Source organism: Mesorhizobium sp., from assembly GCF_004962925.1.
GTDB lineage: Bacteria > Pseudomonadota > Alphaproteobacteria > Rhizobiales > Rhizobiaceae > Mesorhizobium.
This window is the reverse complement of record NZ_SUEO01000452.1, coordinates 1-383: the sequence shown is the minus strand read 5'-3', so window position 1 is coordinate 383 and position 383 is coordinate 1. Positions and strand designations below refer to the sequence as shown.

Here is a 383-nt window from a genome sequence, read left to right as displayed (position 1 = left end):
ACCGGCATCTGCCCGCCTATGCATAGAACCCAGTCTAGGTCACCGGCGTATATTAGCTATAGTGAACAAGATGAGATTCTAAGGGACGTACGAAATGGCGGACGACAAAAGCAAACGCGACTTCCGCGACCGCAACAAGATATCGGCGGACGATGATTATGAGGTGAACTTTTTCGCTCTGCAGAACAACATCACGCCGGAGCAGGTGCGCGAGCTGATCCGCAAGCACGGCAACGATCGGGCAACCCTGACCGACGCCGCGAAGGCATTGCCGGCACAATAATGACAAAACTCTCAGACCTGGGGCCGCCGATCGCCGGCACGCGACACGGTGAGCCCGTGAATCATGAGGGGATCATTTTGGACGAGGAAGTACTTATTTC

1 protein-coding gene is annotated in these 383 nt (G+C 55.1%); it reads left to right on the top strand.

The genetic code is table 11. The features are described 5' to 3' along the window. Positions 1-94: 94 nt before the first annotated feature. On the top strand, positions 95-283 hold the full coding sequence (locus tag E5W87_RS35665; protein ID WP_287182492.1) for a DUF3606 domain-containing protein: 189 nt from the start codon (positions 95-97) through the stop codon (positions 281-283). Positions 284-383 lie beyond the last annotated feature (100 nt).

Bases quoted from the DNA above. Each gene is read 5' to 3' on its own strand.
- E5W87_RS35665 (WP_287182492.1), top strand. From the start codon at position 95: ATGGCGGACGACAAAAGCAAACGCGACTTCCGCGACCGCAACAAGATA.